Raw genomic sequence first — 19,744 nt, forward strand, 5'->3', positions numbered from 1 at the left:
TAGACATGTCACTTTAAGGCAAGTCTTAAATCATCTTCAATAGAAACATGATTTGTAGGTCTTCCTTGCGAATCAACACTGCTTCTATCGATATTCCATTGCCTTGATATTACGCCATTTTGAAGCATTAGAATACGATCTGATAATCTTACGGCTTCCGCAATATCGTGAGTAACCATGATTGAGCTCCAGCCGTTTTGTGTTCTTAGCTTAGCTAGAAGATCTTGCATGTCTAGTCTTGTTAAAGCATCTAATGCGCCGAAAGGTTCGTCTAAAAGCAATAGCTCTGGGTTTCTTACTAATGCTCTAGCTAAAGAGACGCGTTGAGCTTGACCGCCAGAAAGTTGAGAAGGCCATTTATCGGCGTATTCTTCTAATTGCATTTTGCTAAGAGCATTATTTGCAAGTTTTTTAAGATTGTTTTTACTGTCCGAAAGACCAAAAACAACATTTTCACCAATTTTTAGCCATGGGATTAATCTTGCATCTTGGAATCCTATAGCCTGCATATCTGTAACGTTTATACTGCCGCTTGTAGGTTTTAGTAAACCAGATATTACTTTAAGAAGAGTTGTTTTTCCGCAACCTGATCTGCCAATAAGAGAGACAAACTCGCCTTGCTTAATGTTTAAATTAATATCTTTCAAAACCTTATAAGTGTCGTCAAACGCTACTTCGATATGTGTTAAAGAAACACAGTAGGAATTGTTGCCATTATCAGCATTATTTCCATTGTTTTGAATGTTCATATTAACTCCTACTGTGTTTTGATTTTGAAAATTATTTATCGTATTTTAAAGGTTTAGGTTATTTGCTGCAATCCATTACGGAATCATCCAAGTTTGTTGGAGCTTGCTTAATTAAACCATATTTTACGTATTCTTTTGCCTGAACCTTCATCATTTCTAAGCCTTTCTTATCGATTGGCTTAATTGTTGGATTATCGAATTTTTCAATCTGCTTAATGATTGTATCGCTTGCTCCAAGTTGCTTATAAGCATTCCCGATAACATTCTTTTCTTTATGCGACTTATTAGCTTCGCGAACAAGAGCGTTATACATTTTTTTAACGAGTTCAGGATGTTTCTTAGCAAATTTTCTAGAAACAATGTGAATGGTAACATTCATGTTGCCATACTTTTTAGCGTTAACAAGTAATTTTGACCCAGGAGTTGTCATCGCTGCAGCAAGATTCTGATCGAATGAGGAAATTGCATCAATCTGTCCAGATGTAAATGCTGCTTGGAAGTTCTTAGGACTCATCTCTACTTTATGCACTTTAGAAACGTCTAAGCCGCTTTTATCGAATGCGCGGTGAAGCATGTAATCGCCGGTGTCACCGTTGTGAATGATAGCAACTTTCTTTCCATATAAGTCTTTTAGTGTTTTTACGCCGCTTTTTGCGGATGCAACGATTCCTTGAGAATCACCATTGTAATATTCGAGCGCAAATGCAACCCAAGGTTGACCTTCTGCAATCAAATCAATAAATCGTCCAGTTCCAGTAGTTGTTGCATCAGCGCTTCCGCTCATAACTGCGGTAAGACCATCAACTGGAGTGTATGGTCCAGTATAGGTGACTTTTGCTTTTCCAAATTCTTCCTGAAGGAATTTTTCATTTTTTAACGTTGTTAAATAGTTTGCTGTAGAAAGATAAGCAACCCTCATTATTCCCGTATCTTTGCTAGAAGATTGGGAGTTATTTGCAGGTTTTTGAACTCCGCCGCAAGATGCGAGAGCGATAGTTGCGCAAAAAGCGCATACTGCTGCAATAGAGCGTTTGCTAGCAATTTGTATTTTGAAATTAGCCATGATTTGGCTCCTCTACTTTCATTTTGTGTTTTTCTTATTTGGTTTATTTGGTTGTTGGTTAAATTTTGTTGATTAAATTTTTATAAAAATTGACTTATTTTTAAAAGTATCGTTAAAAGTATCTTTAAAATTCACAGAGGATTTTATAAATTCTTTATTTACGTGAATTTCTAAAATCAACTCTTTGTTAAGATTCTCTATTTACTCTGCGTTCTGGCATAAGCCAATATTCGAATATGTTTGCAGTAACTTCTGATCCAAGTCCTGCAATCGCATATAAAATAATGCATGCCATCATTTGATCTGGTCTAAAGAATTGTTGAGCTCTAGAAAGAATATATCCGATTCCTATTGAAGAATTAACTGTTTCACAAGTAACTAAAGCAACCCATGCTACGGAAATTGAAAATCGCAATCCTGTCATAAAATTAGCTAGTGTTCCTCGCATAAAAATTGTTGTAAAAACAGTCGATTTTTTAACGTTATAAGCCTTTGCAAGTTCTATTAGTTTAGGGTCAATGTTCCTTACTCCATCTCGAATATTGACATACATTGGTCCAAAAACGCCAAGCGCTATAAGCATTATTTTCATCATTTCGTCCACACCGAGAAAAATGATCAATAAAGGCGCTAATGCTGGGAATGGTATGGATCTGAGCATATGACTTGGTTTATTTATTACTGATTCTCCTATTTTGCTTCCGCCAGAAATGATTCCAGATGGCAAAGCAAAAGCAATTCCTAAAAGAAGACCAGCTACAACTCTAAATATGCTTATTGCAAGAGACGGTAGTAATATTCCTTCGTTGTTTAAGTCAACAAATGCTTTTATTACCTCGCTTGGAGATGGCAAAGCGCGATTTTCGGCAGGAGTTAAGGTTGTTAAAAACCATAAAAAAAGAATCGCTATAGTAGAAAACCAAGCTTTTAAAGAAATAAAAGCTTTACGATGCAGTTTTGCAATCGCGCTAAAAAGGTTATTCATAACGACATTCCCTTCGATAGTTTTAGCTATATCAGGTTCGACGGGTATAATCTCAGCAATTACAATTAAATAATTGCACCCCGTGTCAGTTTGTTATTATCATATAAAGGCATGGACAAATCGCGAAACGCTTAGATTATATAGGCTTGTATCTTTAACGACTTACGCTACGAAATAACGTCCATAAAACGCATTAATCTTGAATATGTTACACAACCAACAAAATGAATAAGGAGTAGTTGTGGCAGCTATTGAAAGCGTATATGCACGCGAAATTTTGGATTCTCGTGGAAATCCTACCGTTCAGGTTTATTTGGAGACCGAAGATGGCGCTCAGGGCATTGGCTTAGTGCCTTCTGGTGCTTCGACTGGTGAGGCTGAGGCTTGGGAGCGTCGTGATGGCGACAAGTCCCGTTATCAGGGCAAGGGTACTTTGGAAGCAGTTAAGGCTGTTAATGAAGTAATTGCTCCAAAGGTTATTGGCATGGATGCCTCTGACCAGCGTGCTCTTGATGAAACCATGATTGAGCTTGATGGCACTCCAAACAAGGGTAAGCTTGGCGCAAATGCTATTCTTGGCGTTTCTCTTGCTGCTCTTTATGCAGCTGCTGAATCTGCAGAGCTTCCATTGTATCGTTACATCGGCGGAACTAACGGACATATTCTTCCAGTTCCAAACATGAACATCATGAACGGTGGCGCTCACGCTGATTTTGCAACTGATATTCAGGAATACATGATTTCTCCATACGGTTTCGCAACTTACAGCGATGCTTTGCGCGCTGGTGTTGAGGTTTATCACACCTTAAAGAACGTTTTGAAGAAGGAAGGCTTGGCTACTGGTCTTGGTGACGAAGGTGGCTTCGCTCCAAAGATGAAGTCCAACGAAGATTCCTTGAAGTACATCATGGATGCAATCGAAGCTGCAGGTTACGAGCCAGGCAAGCAGATTGGTATTTCCCTCGACGTTGCTTCTTCTGAGTTCTACAACAAGGAAACTGGCAAGTATCGTTTCGACGGCGAAGAGCGTGATTCTGCTTACATGCTTGATTACTACGAGAAGCTCATCAACGAGTATCCAATCGTTTCCATCGAAGATCCATTCCAGGAAGAAGGCTGGGATGATTGGGCAGCAATCACCAAGCGTCTTGGTGATCGTTTGCAGTTCGTTGGCGATGACTTGCTCGTCACCAATCCAAAGCGTTTGGCTAAGGGTATTGAGCTTGGAGCAGCTAATTCCTTGCTCGTAAAGTTGAACCAGATTGGTTCCGTTACCGAAACCCTCGACGCTATTGAGCTTGCAACCAAGAATGGCTTTACTTCTATGGTTTCCCACCGCTCTGGTGAAACCCCAGATACAACCATTTCTGATCTTGCTGTTGCTAAGAACACTGGTCAGATTAAGACTGGTGCTCCTGCTCGTGGTGAGCGTATCGCTAAGTACAACCGCTTGCTTGAGATTGAGGAAGAGCTTGGCTCTACCGCTCAGTACGCTGGTTACAGCGCATTCAAGGCTTGCAAGAAGTATATGAAGTAATATACTAGGGCTTTTATAAGTTCTTCATAAGACTTGTTTAAGCTTTTTAAGCTTTGAGCTGAAGTTTATTTTCGGTCAGTCGCAATAAAATGCGGCTGACCGTTTTTGTATATTTTCAATGATTTCTTAAAATTTTAAAAAAATTTTTCTAAAATTACTTTCATTATCTCCAAAATAGTGCTATTTTTATGAAAAACTAAAAACAGAAGGAGATGTTTCATATGAGAAAAGTCGCTGTTATAGGCATGGGTAATGTTGGTGCTGCAGTAGCCCATCAGCTCATTATTGGTGGTCACGTTGACGATTTGTATCTTTATGATTCAAATGAAGCAAAAGTTAAGGCTGATGCTCTTGATTTTGAAGATTCAATGGATAATGTGCCTTTTAACGTTAATATTACAGTAAATGATTATGAAGCATTAAAAGACGTAGAAGTAATCGTAAGCGCCTTGGGTCATATAAAACTTTTGGATGTTCCTCATCCAGATCGTTTTGCGGAGCTTAAGTATAACCGTAAAGAGGTTGCAGAAGTTGGTGCAAAAATTAAAGCTTCTGGATTCCATGGCGTTTTGATAGATATCACTAATCCTTGTGATGCTATTTGCCAGCTCTACAAGGAAGCTACTGGACTTCCATACGAAAGAGTTATTGGTACTGGCACTCTTCTTGATTCTGCCCGTTTGCATCGTGCTGTGGGAAAGTTCTTCGGAGTTCATCCTAAGGCAGTTAAGGGTTATAGTTTAGGCGAGCACGGCGATTCACAGTTCGTTGCATGGTCTACGGTAAAAGTGTTAGAGCAGCCAATTACTGATCTTGCTGAGGAAAAGAACATTGACTTGGATGCTGTTGATGATGAAACTCGCGAAGGCGGTTTCACCGTGTTCTATGGAAAGAAATATACCAACTACGGTATTGCTGCAGCAGCTGTTCGTTTAGTGAATGCTGTAATGACGGATTCTAGAGAACAGATGCCTGTATCCAATTATCGTGAAGAATATCATTCTTATCTTTCTTATCCAGCGATTGTTGGTCGAGATGGCATTATTGAGCAGTGCAAGCTTGATTTGACTGAAGAAGAGTTGCAAAAGTTGCAGCATTCTGCAGATACGATTTTGAGCAAGGCTCAAATGGAATAGTTGGAAATCTAAGTTTTAAAGAATTTTGAGTATGATTTTGTGACCAGCTCCTATGTGGATAGCTGGTCACAATTTTTGTATTTTAGCGTGTATGTTATTCATATTGTGTAATAATGATTTTTTAGACTAAAAGTAAATATAAGGTGTATTTACACGTCGAATATTTAAAGTAACTTAGAGGTATGGTTTTGAGAAATCGCCGCACGGCAACAAGTACAGTTGATGAATCAAATCAGCCAAAGAAAAAAAGGCTGTTTTCTGGTTCGTTCGTATTTGTTTTTATGATAGTAGTGGCGTTTCTTTGTTCTATAGAATTTGTTTCAACAATTCGAAATTATGCGTTAAGCTTGGCTGAATTACACGCTTTGCAAAGAGATGAGGCTGCTCTAAAAGACAAAAAACAGGAGTTGGATAATAATATTGATCGCTGGAAAGATAAAGCGTATGTTACTGCACAAGCTAGGGATAGGCTAGGATTCATATTCCCTGGAGAGCAGGCTGTTAGAGTTGAACACCCAGAAGCTGTTACAGGAGTTGTGCCAGAATCATTTAATAAAGATGAATCAGAGTATGAGGAAAGAAAAGCTCTTCCTTGGTATAGTGATTTGTTCTATTCTCTTCATAAAGCAGATAAGCCAGATGATATGAGTATGAAATCTCAAGACGATGACGTTAACGATTCTAATAAGGATAAGACTTCTAAGCATAATAAAATGGATAAAAGTCGCCAGCAAAATAAACATCAGAAAAATAAATCGTCAAAATCTACAGATAAGAAACAGAGTAATACAAGTAGACAGTAGTAAGAAAATATTAAAGTACTTTATTTTAAAATCATGCAAATGCATAGGGGAGTTAAAAACATGGATTTGAATATACAATCCTTAGTGGATAGTTTGTTGGAGAACCCTGCAAGTGATGCAGATAAAGACATTGTTAAACGTCAATTGGGAAGATTCCCTAGGGGAATGGTTGCAGTTGGAGCTAGATGCTCTTGTGGACGTCCTCTTGCTGTTATTACAAGGCCATGCTTAGAAGATGGAACTCCTTTTCCAACTACATGCTACTTAACAAGTCCAGAAGCGGTTAAAGCGGCTTCGCATCTTGAAGCACAAGGTTTTATGAAGGAATGCAACAATTTATTGAATAATGACAATGATATTGTTAAAAAATATGAGCAGGCACATAAATACTATTTAGAGTTTCGTCACGAATTAGCTATTCGATTAGAAGATAGTGAAGAACATATTAAAGATATGAGTGCTGGGGGTATGCCTGTTCGTGTTAAGTGTTTGCACGCCTTGCTTGCGCAAAGTCTTGTAATGGGCAAAGGTGTGAATCCTATTGGCGATATGGTGTTAAGCAAGGTAAAAAATGAATTTGATCCTAATGTTTGTAAGTGCACTACTCCTTGGAGTGATGATGCTGATGAAATTGAGACTGAGAAATTATTAAATACAAAATCTTTTAGCACCAATACAATCATTGGAACTAATAAATCGGTTTGCGTAGCTGCAATTGACTGTGGTACGAATTCGATTAGATTAAAAATTGCAAAAGTTAATGCTAATGGTATGCGCGATGTTGTTCCTAGAATGCTTAGAGTTGTAAGACTTGGTCAGGGAATCGACGAAACGCATATGTTTGCTGAAGATGCTTTGCAGAGAGTTAAATCTGCTGCCAAAGAATTTGCAAAAGTGCTTAGCGAACACAAAATAGATGCTATTCGTTTTGTAGCAACATCTGCAACTAGGGATGCGCTAAATAGAGACATTTTTGAACAGATGATGTTTGATGAGCTTGGCGTACGCCCTGAAGTTATTAGCGGAACAGAAGAAGCTGCTTTGAGCTTTTTGGGAGCAACAAGTGTGGTTTCTAGAAAAGATTTGCAAGCCCCTTATGTTGTTGTCGATTTAGGTGGTGGGTCTACTGAGATTGTTCTTGGTGGAGACGGTGTGAATATTGCGGAAGATAAAGTGGATTCCGCGTATTCAATGAATATTGGTTCCGTTAGAATGACTGAGAGACACTTGCATACAGACCCTCCAACAGAAGAAGAAATTTCTTGTGCTATAAAAGATATTGACAAGAATATAGATGAAGCTTTTAAGCATGTTAACGCTGGTAAAGCTCGCACGATTATTGGTGTTTCTGGCACTGTTACAACTATGGCAGCCCTTGCTATTGGATTAAAGCATTATGACCATAAGGCTGTTGATGGAGTAAAAATCGCGTTGGATCAGGCATATACGGTTAATGACAGGTTCTTGCACATGACAAGAGAACGTAGGCGTACTTATGCCACTATTCATCCTGGAAGGATTGATGTTGTTGGTGGAGGTGCAGTTGTGTTGAGTCGTGTGCTTGAACGACTTGCAAAAGCTGCATATGAAGACCATGGTGGAGTTCTAGATACTTTTGTTGCTAGTGAGCATGGTTTACTAGATGGAATCACGTTAGATTTGGGTCGTAGAATTCTCGCCACACGCTGAGTTGTTTTTAATTGTATTATATGGCATAATAATTGTCTGTTGCCTCCGTGGCGGAATTGGCATACGCATCAGACTTAAAATCTGACGCCCTTACGGGCTTGTGGGTTCGAGTCCCACCAGAGGCACAAATGTTACGCTGCGAGTTTATTTTTTACGTATTTAATGTTAATTTTTTGTTGCAATTCGTAAGAATTTTGGTTTAATTAGTCTTTTTTCTATAAAAATATCTGTTTACAGTCTTGCGTTAATCGAGAATCGTACTAATCTATACCATTAATTGCAATAAAAGCAATAATAAAAATACAAGTAATATCGCAAATTAGGAAAAGAGACATAATGGCTGATTTAGAGGTTGCTCCAGACTTTAAAAATGCCTATGATTCTTACGATCATAGTGATTCTGATCTGTTGAACAAACTGGCTGGCAATTTTACTGTTTTGCCTAACGATAATCCTGTTTCGGATGCAAAGCGAGCAGAGCTGATTGATAAGCCTGCTTTTGGTCAGATTTTCTCCGACAATATGGTCCATATGTCTTGGACCAAGGGAGAAGGCTGGTCGGATAGACGTGTTGAGCCTTATGGGCCATTAAAAATGGATCCAGGTGCTTCTGTGTTGCATTATGCCCAAGAATGCTTTGAAGGTTTGAAGGCCTATAAGCGAACTGATGAATCCATTTGGCTTTTCCGTCCAGATATTAATGCGGCACGATTCCAGAATTCTGCTAAGCGTTTGTATTTGCCAGATCTTTCTATCGACGATTTTATTGGATCTGTTGCAGCCTTAGTTAAGCGAGATAAAGAGTGGGTTCCAAGCCGACGCGAATATACTCTTTATATGCGTCCGTTCATGTTTGCTTCCGAGCCGTTCCTAGGTGTGCGAGAAGCTCATGAGGTTGAATATTGTGTTATTGCTTCTCCGTCGGGACCATATTTTAAAGGTGGCTTGAAGCCAGTTAGTATTTGGGTTGAAGATCAGTGGTTCCGCACTGGCCCTGGTGGTACTGGTTTTGCTAAGTGTGGTGGAAATTATGCGGCTTCCTTGCTCGGTGAATACAAGGGTATTGAACACGGTTGCGAACAGGTTTGCTTCGTTGATGCAGCAACTAAGACCTATTTGGAAGAGCTTGGCGGAATGAACGTGTTTATTTTGCACAAGGATGGTCATTTGGAAACTCCATCTCTTACTGGTAGCATTCTTCCAGGTGTTACACGTCGTTCTATTATTCAGCTTGCAGAAGAAGCGGGTCATAAGGTTGTTGAAACTATGATTCCACTTCAGGGATTGCTTGACGATATCCGCTCTGGTGAGGTCACTGAAGTCTTTGCCTGCGGAACTGCTGCGATTATTACGCCTATTGGTCGCTTTAAGTCAGATGACTTTGATCTTAAGGTTGCTGATGGTGGAGTTGGTGAGTTGACTCAGGCTTTGCGCGATGAATTGCTTGGTATTCAGCTTGGAGATGTTGAAGATACTCACAACTGGATGTGGAAGGTGTGCGACTAGTTAAAAGCTGTTTAAGAGCTATTTAAAAGTCGTTTTAAAGCCGTTAGAGTTTTTAGTATTTGGCGCGTCATTTTTTATATCTTATAAGAGGTGGCGCGCTAATTGTATGCTTAATTGGTTATAGGCTTATTAGGCGGATTTTGTTTTTTAAGTGTTTAACTAACCTTGGAAAGGAAATATTGTGGAAGGGGCTTTAGGAGATAACGTTTTCTTCCTTGTTGTTGAATACATTGCTATGGGTTGCTGCGGAATGGTTGGCGGAATGTGGGCTATTCGCAAGAATTATGATATCTTTGCAATAATCACAACGTCATGGCTTACAGCATTGGGTGGCGGAATTGTTAGAGACGTTCTGCTTGGAGCTTTGCCGCCAGTTGGCATTGCGGATAGGGGATTTGTTTTTACTGGTCTTGCTTCGGGTGTTATTGTTGCTTTCGCTCATCTAGAAATTGATGAGTGGAAATGGCTTATGTTAACTCTTGACGCTTTAGCATTGGGGCTTTTTGCTGTAAATGGTACCGCTAAAGGCTTGGATTTTCACATGTCTGGAATGGCATCCGTGTTTTTGGGTATGGCTACAGCTCTTGGTGGTGGTTTAATTCGAGATATGGTTTTGAATCAAGTTCCTGTAATTGTGCGAGATAAGCATTGGTATGCGTTTCCTGCTGGCATTGGGTGTGTTTTAACAGTATTTGTTGTAAAAGCCCAACGTGCAGGGTGTTTTGATGTTATTACAGAAATGATTTTAGACACGCTCATTGTTGTGCTCGTAGTAACTATGCGGTTAATGTCGGTAAAGTTTGATTTAACGCTTTTTGGTGCAATGAACCGCAAATCGCCAATAAAAATAAGTAAATATCGTAGACATAACACATATAATCGTAAAATTTCCGATAAATCTATGAAAAATGCAGAAAAAAATAATCAAAATAAATAGAAAATCTCGTCTAATCTGAATAAATATCGATTAGTGTCTATACTTTGTCTTTGCCTATCTCAATAATGAAACACATCGACCAGAGGTCGCGCTCAACAAGAGTAGCAATCATTAGCCAGAAAGAGGCGTTAAGTGATTTGCAAAAGGGGAGAGCGCCGAAGTTTGTAGGTTATTCTTTCTAGCTTACAAGCTGGGACTTGGCTTAATAAGCCAAGGACTGTCGCAGCAATTTTGGCAATTTGCTGCGGAGTGCTATCGACATGCATACTGTTGCTTGTTTGCCTCTGTTTGAATATTGTCAAAAGGAGGAAACAATGAATAACGACAGTTCATCAAATACTGAATCTCAAACCGTGCATCGCGGTTTAAAAACACGCCATATTTCCATGATTGCTTTGGGTGGAAGCATCGGAACAGGCTTATTTGTAGCTAGTGGCGCAACAATCCACATGGCAGGCCCTGGTGGCGCGCTTCTAGCGTATGCTGCAATCGGCATCATGGTTTATTTTCTTATGACATCTCTAGGCGAGATGGCAACATATATGCCAATTAGTGGGTCTTTTGCATCTTATTCTGGAAAGTTTATTGATCCAGCTTTAGGATTTGCAATGGGTTGGAATTATTGGTTTAACTGGGCAATCACGGTTGCTGTAGATATAAGCACTGCAGCAATCGTTTTGCAATATTGGCTTCCTAAGGTGCCAATATGGGTATTTTCGCTAACGGTTCTTGTTATTATTCTTTTGATTAACATTCTTACGGTTAAGTGCTTTGGAGAAACAGAGTACTGGCTTTCGATTATTAAAGTTGTAACAGTTATTATATTCCTTGCTATTGGTTTGCTTACGATTGTTGGAATTTTAGGCGGAAAAGCACCATTGTTAAGCAACTTTACTCATAAGAATGCTCCATTTGCTGGCGGAATCCCAGCTGTTTTAGGTGCGTTTGCTATTGCTGGATTCTCGTTCCAGGGAACAGAGCTTATTGGCATTACAGCAGGTGAATCTGCAACACCAGATAAGAGCATTCCAAAGGCTGTAAAGCAAGTGTTCTGGCGTATTGTTTTGTTCTACATTCTTGCAATCTTTGTAATCGCATGCATCATTCCATACACAAGCCCAAGTTTGCTTGGATCGGAAGCTAGCGATATCTCTATAAGCCCATTCACTCTTGTGTTCCAGCGCGCAGGATTGGCGATTGCAGCAACAATCATGAATGCAGTTGTGCTTACATCTGTTATTTCGGCAGCAAACTCTGGAATGTATGCTTCTACTAGAATGCTTTACGCCCTCGCAAAAGATAATCACGCTCCAAAGATGTTTGGAAACGTAGATAGAAGAGGTGTTCCAATGCAATCTTTGGTTGCAACGTTTGTTGTAGCTCTTTTAACATTCTTGATGAGTATTTTTGGAACTCAAATTTACATGTTCTTAGTTGCTGCAAGTGGTTTGACTGGATTTATTGCATGGGCAGGAATCGCAGCTGCGCACTACAGGTTCCGCAAAGCGTATATTGCTCAAGGAAAGTCTTTGGACGATCTTGTTTATAAAGCTAAGTGGTATCCATTCGGTCCTATTGTGGCCCTTGTATTGTGCATTTTGGTTATTGTTGGTCAAGATCTTGAATCATTCCACACGCTTAATTGGCAAGCAATCGGCATAACTTATATGTCTGTGCCGCTGTTCATTGTGCTTTATGTTGGATACAAGATTAAGTACCACACTAAGGTTATTCCGTTAGATCAAGTTGATTTAACAAAGTGATTAGAATATAAAAAATGCGCTCAGTGATTTGCTGAGCGCATTTTTTTTATATTGAATTAACAGAGTTTATTATTTGTTTCCGTCGCCATTTTGGTTATTATTACCTGCGTTGCCTTGGCTACTAGAGCCTTGTGATCCAGTACCGCTTTGTGATGGCGTAGAGCCGCCAGTAGTGCTGCCATTACCGCCAGTAGTATTAGTTTGTGGAGGCGCAGGAGGAGTTGGAGGCGTAGGAGGAGTTTGCTCCTGTTTCTTCTTTTCCTCTTCAGCTTGCTTCCTAGCCTGTTCTTCTAGCTGCTTCTGTAGGTTTTCGGCAGCATCCCTAATTCGCTTTCTTCTTTCTAATTCTAAGCGTCTCTTTTCTGCGTCAGACTTTGCCTTTGCTTTAGCTTTAGCAGCTTGTTCGTCAGCTTGACGCTTTGCTTCTTCAATCTTTTTCTGCATGGCGTTATCTGCTTGAACTTTTTCTTCTTGAGTAGGAGGAATATTTTGAATAATAATATTCGGCTTACGCTTTACCTTAGGAGCTATACGAATAACAGGAGCGGTGATCTTCTGCAGTTCCTTCTGACTTTCTTCAGCCTTCTGCTTTTCCTGCGCATTAGCTGTAGTATCTGTAGATGCTGCAGAAAGCTTATCAATCATTGCAGAAGTCACTCCACGAATACGCTGAGCATTGTCAGAATACCATTGAGTTGCAGCTATAGCTTGAGCTCCCTGAGAGCCTAACTCTTCTGGAGAATTAGCATTGCATACAACCGTTTCTGGCAAACGCTGCTTCAAAAGCTTAGCAAGTAATTTGCCATTTTCTGAGTTATCTTGAGCAAAAGAGATAAGAAGAGAATTTTTAGTAAGTTTTTTCCATGACTTGCTTGCTTTGCTAACTTGTGCAACCTTAATTTCGCACTGTCTTCTAGCTTCTTTCATACGAGATGAGTGCTGAATGCTCCAGCAAATACCACCAACGCCTAATACTAAAGCTAATACAATGACGCCAGCAATGAGAATTATCATCTTCTTTTTATGGCCATTATTCGTGGCTTCGGAGATGTTTTCTAACATGTATCATCCTCTGTTTTTATCAATCTTCGCCAAGAATTGCTTTTTGCAAAACAACACTTATAGTTTACGCCAAACTAAGTACGTGACCCTTGTAGTTTGTAGCATTTTTGATGATTTGCAGGACAAGCAATATCATTTGCGATTCATTAGAATACAGTATTCAAATAAATTCAAAACAAAAAAAACCACCAGACTTGCTGGTGGTTTTCTTGGCTCCTGCGGCTGGGCTTGAACCAGCGACCATTCGATTAACAGTCGAACGCTCTGCCAACTGAGCTACGCAGGAATATCCTCTGTGCTTGGCTGTGTGCCGTGCACAAGACATTTATATTACACGGAATTTTATGATATGCAAATATAGCGTGTTTGGGCGTGTCGAAAACTCGTAATCGTTGGAATACCAATGATTTGCATGCTTTAACCACATTGATAAAAAAGTGTTCCTAAAAAAAGAATTTTGTGAAAAACTTTCAAATATAAGCGAAAACCTTTAAATAATGCAGATTTTTGCTGTTGAAGAATAAAACAAATTTGATTTATGAAAGGAGAAAAATAAAATATCATGAGAAAAATATTTGATTTAAAAATGATTAAGCCCAGAATCTTAAAAGTCAAAAAATTTATATTAAAACAAAAATCACAATTTGTTAAAATACTGATTTTTATGATTCTGATTGTAATCATGTTGATTATTCATAGTTGCATAAATCCTACAATAAACAAAAGTATTGAGTATGAATATTTGCAATCGAATCAAACTGATTATAGTGTGTCTCCATTTGACGCTGGTTGCATAGAAAAATCTTTTGTAGGTAAAAATCAAAAAATAGTCGCGAATACAGTTAGTCAAGTTTCAACAGCTTCAACACTAAAAGAAACTACAAATTGTAAATCAAGGATGGTATGGCCAGTAAAAAATGTAAACATTATTAAAGATTTTGATGCTCCAGCAAAACCATGGCTCGCAGGTCATAGAGGAGTTGATTTGCAAGCAGAGGAAGGAACTGAGCTATATGCTCCATCAGATGGAATAATAAATTTTGCTGGACTTGTGGCTGGAAAATCTGTTGTAACAATTAAACATGGAGTTTTGTCTTCCACATTTGAGCCAGCATATACGGATTTACCAGTTGGAACAGTTGTTAGAAAAGGTCAATTTTTTGGTTACGTAACAGTTGGATCAGATCATTGTGACAATTTGTGTATTCAATGGGGTTTAAAACGAAGAGACAGGACTTATGCAAATCCAAGGAAAATGGTAGCGAAAAAACGAATAATTTTAAAGCCCAAAGAAGAGACAAAAGAAGAAAAAAATAGTCTGTAAAATGCGTGTCGTATAGTGTAATAAGAGTCTTGGGCTTAAGACATTGACCTAAGATTATTACATAAGATTTTCTTAAACATATTAGGGAGCGAATATGCAAAAGTATTCTCGTAATCTCGATGAGAAAATTGATTACAATGCAAACATTTTTTCGCTTCTTGAAAGTCGCGTAGAACGTAAGCCGAACGATTCATTGGTTGAGTATGTAGGACGCGACGGGAAATGGAATTCCTACAGTGCTAAAGACTTTAAAGATTTGGTTATATCGGTAGCAAAAGGATTCATAGCACACGGTGTGATGCCGGGAGATACTATATCGATAATAGCGCATACTTCATGGCAGTGGACTGTGCTTGATATGGCAATAATGTCTATAGGCGCGTTAACAGTGCCAATTTATGAAACAAGTTCTGCAGTGCAAATAGAAAATATTATTAACGATTCTAGAGTAAGCATGATTTTTGTTGAAGATGAAAATATGCGTGAAACTGTGGAAATATCAAAGAAGTCATGTCCAAGCCTTAACGATGTCTATGTATTAAGCAGAGACGCAATAGATGCGCTAATTGAGTATGGAAAAACAGTTACAGACTCAGAGTTTTATGAAAGAGAAAAAGCTGTTAAAGGCGATGATCTAGCTACAATCGTTTACACATCTGGATCTACAGGAGACCCGAAAGGTATAGAACTTTCGCACGGAAATTTTGTGTTTATAGCAAAATCTGGAATGCTTTCCATGCCAGATATAGCATTAAAAGGCAAACCAAGACTCCTTTTATTCCTTCCTTTAGCACATGTATTTGCAAGATTTATGCAGTTCTTCTGCTTTGCGGGAAATGTAACACTTGGATTGTCAAGCAACCTTAAAACAATACTAAGTGATTTTAAAAGTTTTAAACCAACTTTCATACTTGGTGTACCTAGAATATTTGAAAAAATCTACAATGCTGCCTCTCAAAAAGCTGGTAGAGGAGTAAAAGGATTTATATTTGCTCAAAGCGTAAAAGTGGCAAAAGAATGGTCAAAAGCTCAACAATCGGGGAGAATGATTTCGCCAATGTTAGCTATAAGCCACTCCTTATGTAAAAAGCTCGTTTACAACTCAATTTTGCAAGTTTTTGGAGGAGACGTTGAATATGGTGTTTCAGGAGGAGCACCATTAGACAAATCGATTTCGCATTTCTTCAATGGCATGGGATTGCCAATTCTCGAAGGGTACGGAATGACAGAAACATGTGCTCCGTCAATGGTAAATCCAACGAAAGGCTATAAAATCGGAACAGTTGGTTTGCCAGTGCAGGGAGTGTCTGTAGCAATAGATGATGAGGGAGAGCTTTGTATTAAAAGTCCCGCTGTTTGCAAAGGGTATCATAATCATCCAGAGATAACTGAAAAACAAATAGTAAATGGATGGTTGCATACAGGAGACTTCGGATCTTTAGATTCCGACGGTTTTGTAAAAATTACTGGTCGCAAAAAAGATCTGATAATAACAGCTGGCGGGAAAAACGTTTCACCTAGCATACTCGAAGCATCAGTTATGACTTCTTCAATTATTTCTCAATGCGTTGTTATTGGAGACAGAAAACCTTTTATCTCTGCGATTATTGCGTTAGATCTTGCAGAAGTGAATTCTTGGCTGAAATCTCGAGGAGCAAGCCCAGTGCGCTCGCTGGAAGAGGCAAGAAAAAATTCAATCGTCATAAGTTCCGTAGAACAAAGCATAGTTAAAGCAAATTCTAATGTTTCTAGAGCAGAGTCAATTAGAAAATTTGAGATTGTTCCAGATGCTTTTACTCAAGAAAATGGTTTAGTTACACCAAGCCTTAAAGCAAAGCGCAATGCGGTTATAGAACGTTATAACGATCTTATTGAAAATAAGATTTATGCTCCAAGACCAAGAAAATAACGTACTTTACAGTCCTGCATCTGCAAGAGTTACGTATCCAGGGTCAATCAAAAGAGCTTTAAGATTAGTTGCGCTTACAGCGAGAATTGGTTCTGTTATTACAGGTATATCTTTTTCTGATCCACTGTTATTTACAAAAATAGAAATATCTTCGAGTTGAGATAATTTTCCATTAACATTTAGTGAACTACATTCTTGAGCAACATCAGTAGAGATTTTCTGAATGTTTTCGATAGAAGTCATCCATTGCTTTCCATTTACAAGATTTGGTAAGGCATCTTTGTAAGCGCCGTAGCCAGTAATAACAGGCCATTTTGAGTCGTTTAACAATTCATTCGCTGAATCTTTAAGCTCAGAATCTTCAGTATTTTTATTCTCTTTATTTGATTCAGATGAATTCAAATCATTATTTTTTGTGCCAGATTTTTGTGATTCATTATTTTTCGCAGTAGAAGCAGGCGTTGGAACCTTTTTCTTAGTCAAATTTCGTTTTCCTATAAAGCTTCCGATTATATCTGGAAGAGTAAAGGAAGGGTTAATATCTGCAGAGCTTCCCTTATATCCAAGGTCTTCAAGAGCCTTTTCTACTTGCATAACAATTTGATCATCTAAAGCAATAATGCCATCTACGTGTTTTGTGGAAGTTGTTCCGTTATCATTCTTTATTACTAATCTCGAATTAAGTTCTGCCTTAACAGAGTCAGAATTATCTGCGTCGAAAGCAGCATTTTCCCAGTCGTTTTCCGTTGAATTCTTATTGAGTTTTCCAGAAGGTGAAATCATTAATCCAGATGCGAAATAAGGTTTTAGAATTTTCCAGATTCCAGCAAAAGCAAGTCGCGCAAATTCATCATCAAATTCTTGAAGTTTGGAACTTGAATTATCAGAATCTGAATTACCATGAGTATTTACTCCAACATGCACATGAACATCTTGTTTTTGGTTGTGGCAAGGCAAAAGTACTTCTACGCTTTTTGGATTATCTTTAGAAGCTTGATTTAATGCTAATTTTTGCACAAGAGTATACGCTTGAATTTCTCCAATGCTCTGAGCAGAAGAAAGTTTGAATAATGCATCTGGTTTAAAATCTCTAGTAAGCCTAGATAACATAACGACATGCATGCCAGCTTTTTTAGCCAAATCTAATGACGATGTAAGTCTATTTTCTGCTTCCTCTTGTGATTTTAGATCTTCTTCTTTTAGTTGCTCTTTAGGTGTTGTGGGTTGAGTTACGTAATCACCATAATTATTATTACCGTTTTTATTACTCCAAGGAGCAACAACAATAGTCGTATTAGAAAGTTGCTTTTTTACGCTGCTATGAATATCTCTGATACTTGTTTTATTGTTTTTATTTTTAGAAGAATTTTTTGTTTTTAGAGATGTAATCATGCTTACAACGTAATCTTGAATATCTTGACTTTGATCGTATAAGCTGCTGGACGATTTAGTAGTAATAGAATTTTCTGAAAATCCTTGTTTTTTTAGCGATTTAATAATCTCTGGTACAAGATTGTCCCACGTACTTAAAGGAGTTTTCCTACTTAGATTAAGACCGTCTGATGGCGTAAAAATAATAACGCTACCATGATTTACGCGAGTCTTAATAGAATTAGATGCTGTGTTTTGGGTAGTGGTTCCGCATGCACAAACAGCAAAAAGCATCATGCTAAATACTGTTATAGCAGCAATAGCTTTGCTTAAAAAGTGTTTCCACACGCGAACCATATTTATAACCTTTCGTAAATATTTTAGTTATAGAATTTACTTGTATTATTAATTCTTTATATTCTTTATGTATTATCTATATGTGATTTAACGGTTGAGTAAGTCAAAGCACATATCGCGGTATTCGCTAACGTAGCCTCCACCAAAGAAGACGCAATGTCCAGCAATAGGGTAGAGTTGCCAAATTGTCATGCGATTTTCAAAACCAGATTTTAGTGGATGAACAGATTGATAGCCATCTAAAATCTGCTTAAAATAGCTGATCCCAAACAGTTGCAGCATTGCTAAGTCTTCCTCACGATGACCTCCGTGAGCTGCTGGATCAATTAAAACAGCTTCTGTGTGTTCGCCATCTTCGCTTTTAGTCCAAAGCACATTTCCACTCCACAAGTCTCCATGGACTCGCGCTGGTTTATCTTCAGCGGCTTTTCCAAGCAAATCTGGCAGAGCATCAATAACTTTATTTGTAAGATCTAAATCGCTTTTTGTAAGGCTTCCTCTAGAAATACCAAGGTTTACCATCGGCAAAAGTCTGCCTTCTGCCAAATAGTCAATAACATTACTCCAAGTACCACAATCCATTTTTACGGGGTCACTTAATGGTCCAAAGTAGCATGTGCCATCATAATTTGCAGGTGGCTCCCCAAAATATTTTGCACCAAAATCGTGCATATGAGCCAAAGATGCACCAAATTCAAACGCTGCTAAAGGAGTGGGGCTCGTAGTTTCAATGCGCTCAATATTTAGGTAGTCTTTTCCCCAATCAAAAACTTTAGCTACTTTAGGCCCGCCATAGTCGTAAGCTTCTCGAAGCCAGTTAAGGCCACGACCTTCGCATTCGAAGAATCGTTCTGGTGCGTATGATCTACTCTTTTTATACACGTTATTACTCATAGCAACCCCTGCACTTATATTTATACCAATCACATTATTTTACTTAAGACTTTGCACAATAACTATTTTTGTGTCTGATTCTTTATTTTTGGCTTTTAACTGGGCAAAATGTTTTAGCAAATTGATACCCAAAAAGCAATCCTGCTAGAGTAAGAGCAGAACCTAATCCCGTATAAAATACGGCTATAAATTGTTCTGGAGCTATATTTGTTGCACGAAGAACAATTCCAAAAGTCATCATAAAAGCCATGATTATAAAAGATTTAACGTCAAAGAATTTAAGGAAAAATTGCTTGTTTTCTTTGTATTCGTTGATTCTAGTCACGTGCTTTTTAACGAGTTTTCCAAAAATAAACACTTGGAATATTACAAAAACAGCTAAAGATAAAGCGAAATTAATAGGAGATAGAAAGTTTGAGTATGCAATAATACCAATCCTAAGAATGTTGAATCCAGCAAAACACCATACAATACATGCGATTAATAAAAGTGTGTTCTTTGATACCTTCATAACTAACCTCGTTAAATCACATTATTTTTAATAAAATCTTATGTTGAACGTTTAAAACAATTGTAGTAATGATTTTTATGAAAAACGCTAAATAAGAGTATTTTGTGAATTGTGCATTAAAACTTTCAAAAAACACAATAAAATATGA

At 38.2% G+C, this 19,744-nt stretch carries 16 protein-coding genes, 2 tRNA genes and 2 riboswitches; of the genes, 10 read left to right on the plus strand and 8 right to left on the minus strand.

Annotated features, from left to right (window positions below; all coding sequences use genetic code 11):
* Positions 1 to 8: 8 nt before the first annotated feature.
* The 3 genes from HXT24_RS04340 to HXT24_RS04350 all read right to left on the minus strand — a co-directional run bounded on the left by HXT24_RS04340 (position 9) and on the right by HXT24_RS04350 (position 2,797).
* On the minus strand, positions 9 to 749 hold the full coding sequence (locus HXT24_RS04340) for an ABC transporter ATP-binding protein (protein WP_422119231.1): 741 nt from the start codon (positions 747 to 749) through the stop codon (positions 9 to 11).
* A 58-nt stretch (positions 750 to 807) separates the two neighbouring features.
* Positions 808 to 1,812, minus strand: a complete 1,005-nt coding sequence (locus HXT24_RS04345; protein ID WP_415681167.1) for an ABC transporter substrate-binding protein — start codon at positions 1,810 to 1,812, stop codon at positions 808 to 810.
* A 187-nt stretch (positions 1,813 to 1,999) separates the two neighbouring features.
* Positions 2,000 to 2,797, minus strand: a complete 798-nt coding sequence (locus tag HXT24_RS04350) for an ABC transporter permease (protein WP_415681166.1) — start codon at positions 2,795 to 2,797, stop codon at positions 2,000 to 2,002.
* Positions 2,788 to 2,890: riboswitch (TPP riboswitch) on the minus strand. Its footprint overlaps the gene before it by 10 nt.
* A gap of 148 nt (positions 2,891 to 3,038) precedes the next feature.
* Here HXT24_RS04350 and eno point away from each other — a divergent pair.
* From eno to HXT24_RS04390, 8 genes are all read left to right on the plus strand, one after another.
* Positions 3,039 to 4,334: a phosphopyruvate hydratase gene (gene eno, locus HXT24_RS04355; RefSeq protein ID WP_004121502.1), complete on the plus strand. Its 1,296-nt coding sequence runs from the start codon at positions 3,039 to 3,041 to the stop codon at positions 4,332 to 4,334.
* 221 nt (positions 4,335 to 4,555) lie between these two features.
* Complete coding sequence (locus tag HXT24_RS04360; protein ID WP_004111821.1) at positions 4,556 to 5,470, plus strand: L-lactate dehydrogenase; 915 nt, start codon at positions 4,556 to 4,558, stop codon at positions 5,468 to 5,470.
* 182 nt (positions 5,471 to 5,652) lie between these two features.
* The gene (locus HXT24_RS04365; protein WP_116437154.1) at positions 5,653 to 6,273 is read left to right on the plus strand and encodes an FtsB family cell division protein; all 621 of its coding nucleotides are present in this window, start codon (positions 5,653 to 5,655) and stop codon (positions 6,271 to 6,273) included.
* A gap of 60 nt (positions 6,274 to 6,333) precedes the next feature.
* A complete protein-coding gene (locus tag HXT24_RS04370; protein WP_422119232.1) occupies positions 6,334 to 7,962 on the plus strand; it encodes a DUF501 domain-containing protein in 1,629 nt (542 codons plus the stop codon).
* A 41-nt stretch (positions 7,963 to 8,003) separates the two neighbouring features.
* Positions 8,004 to 8,087: transfer RNA gene (locus HXT24_RS04375), tRNA-Leu, on the plus strand.
* 211 nt (positions 8,088 to 8,298) lie between these two features.
* Entirely contained in the window at positions 8,299 to 9,468 is a 1,170-nt protein-coding gene (locus tag HXT24_RS04380; RefSeq protein ID WP_422119233.1) for a branched-chain amino acid aminotransferase, read from the plus strand.
* 181 nt (positions 9,469 to 9,649) lie between these two features.
* Positions 9,650 to 10,405: a trimeric intracellular cation channel family protein gene (locus tag HXT24_RS04385; RefSeq protein ID WP_410312522.1), complete on the plus strand. Its 756-nt coding sequence runs from the start codon at positions 9,650 to 9,652 to the stop codon at positions 10,403 to 10,405.
* Between the two features lie 71 nt (positions 10,406 to 10,476).
* Positions 10,477 to 10,668: riboswitch (Lysine riboswitch) on the plus strand.
* A 51-nt stretch (positions 10,669 to 10,719) separates the two neighbouring features.
* Positions 10,720 to 12,168, plus strand: coding sequence for an amino acid permease (locus tag HXT24_RS04390; protein WP_032812259.1), 1,449 nt, complete (start codon positions 10,720 to 10,722; stop codon positions 12,166 to 12,168).
* Positions 12,169 to 12,237: 69 nt separating this feature from the next.
* Here HXT24_RS04390 and HXT24_RS04395 read toward each other — a convergent pair whose 3' ends face one another.
* Together HXT24_RS04395 and HXT24_RS04400 are read right to left on the minus strand one after the other, a co-directional pair.
* Positions 12,238 to 13,230, minus strand: coding sequence for a hypothetical protein (locus HXT24_RS04395; RefSeq protein WP_020761044.1), 993 nt, complete (start codon positions 13,228 to 13,230; stop codon positions 12,238 to 12,240).
* Positions 13,231 to 13,440: 210 nt separating this feature from the next.
* A tRNA-Asn gene (locus HXT24_RS04400) sits at positions 13,441 to 13,516 on the minus strand.
* A 276-nt stretch (positions 13,517 to 13,792) separates the two neighbouring features.
* On the opposite strand from HXT24_RS04400, the gene HXT24_RS04405 reads away from it, so the two are divergent.
* Together HXT24_RS04405 and HXT24_RS04410 are read left to right on the plus strand one after the other, a co-directional pair.
* Complete coding sequence (locus HXT24_RS04405; protein WP_116692125.1) at positions 13,793 to 14,554, plus strand: M23 family metallopeptidase; 762 nt, start codon at positions 13,793 to 13,795, stop codon at positions 14,552 to 14,554.
* 94 nt (positions 14,555 to 14,648) lie between these two features.
* Positions 14,649 to 16,463, plus strand: a complete 1,815-nt coding sequence (locus tag HXT24_RS04410) for an AMP-dependent synthetase/ligase (RefSeq protein ID WP_116692124.1) — start codon at positions 14,649 to 14,651, stop codon at positions 16,461 to 16,463.
* Positions 16,464 to 16,469: 6 nt separating this feature from the next.
* On the opposite strand, the gene HXT24_RS04415 is transcribed toward HXT24_RS04410, so the two are convergent.
* From HXT24_RS04415 to HXT24_RS04425, 3 genes are all read right to left on the minus strand, one after another.
* Entirely contained in the window at positions 16,470 to 18,191 is a 1,722-nt protein-coding gene (locus HXT24_RS04415) for a hypothetical protein (protein ID WP_422119234.1), read from the minus strand.
* 87 nt (positions 18,192 to 18,278) lie between these two features.
* Positions 18,279 to 19,085: a fructosamine kinase family protein gene (locus HXT24_RS04420; protein ID WP_415685405.1), complete on the minus strand. Its 807-nt coding sequence runs from the start codon at positions 19,083 to 19,085 to the stop codon at positions 18,279 to 18,281.
* 82 nt (positions 19,086 to 19,167) lie between these two features.
* Positions 19,168 to 19,596 (minus strand): hypothetical protein, encoded by a 429-nt coding sequence (locus HXT24_RS04425; RefSeq protein WP_020761039.1) that lies wholly within the window; start codon positions 19,594 to 19,596, stop codon positions 19,168 to 19,170.
* Positions 19,597 to 19,744 lie beyond the last annotated feature (148 nt).

It is taken from the genome of Gardnerella sp. DNF00354, from assembly GCF_049262755.1.
GTDB classification, from domain to species: domain Bacteria; phylum Actinomycetota; class Actinomycetes; order Actinomycetales; family Bifidobacteriaceae; genus Bifidobacterium; species Bifidobacterium vaginale.